The following is a 436-nucleotide window of genomic DNA, read 5'->3' as shown; positions in this document are numbered from 1 at the left end:
CTTTGGTCGCGGCCACCATGCCGAAGGTGGCCGTGACCATCATCACCGCGCCAAATCCTCCGGCGCAGTCCAGCTTCACGCCATCGCCGACAAAACTCTTCTGCAAACAGATGCTGCCGTCTGGTTTGGGATAGCGCAGTTGCTCGGTGGAAAACACGCACGGCACGCTGTAATGGCGAGTCACGGTGCGGGAGAACCCATAATCGCGGCGCAGCGTGGAGCGGACTTTGGAGGCCAGCGGGTCGTTGAAGGTGCGGTTCAAGTCGCAGACTTGGATCAGCGTCGGGTCGATCTGCCCGCCGGCGCCGCCAGTGGTGATGATCTGGATCTTGCGACGCTTGCACCAGGCAATAAGCGCGGCTTTGGCGTTGACGGCGTCAATGCAGTCGATCACGCAATCGATGTTGGGCGTGATGTACTCGGCCATGGCGTCGCG

At 61.5% G+C, this 436-nt stretch carries 1 pseudogene; it reads right to left on the bottom strand.

The features are described from left to right. A pseudogene (locus DNK59_RS31410) lies at positions 1-436 on the bottom strand (tRNA threonylcarbamoyladenosine dehydratase); the annotation flags it as partial.

This window comes from Pseudomonas sp. TKO26 (assembly GCF_003225665.1).
In the GTDB taxonomy this organism is placed as follows: domain Bacteria; phylum Pseudomonadota; class Gammaproteobacteria; order Pseudomonadales; family Pseudomonadaceae; genus Aquipseudomonas; species Aquipseudomonas saponiphila.
This window is presented reverse-complemented; position numbering and strand designations above follow the sequence as displayed.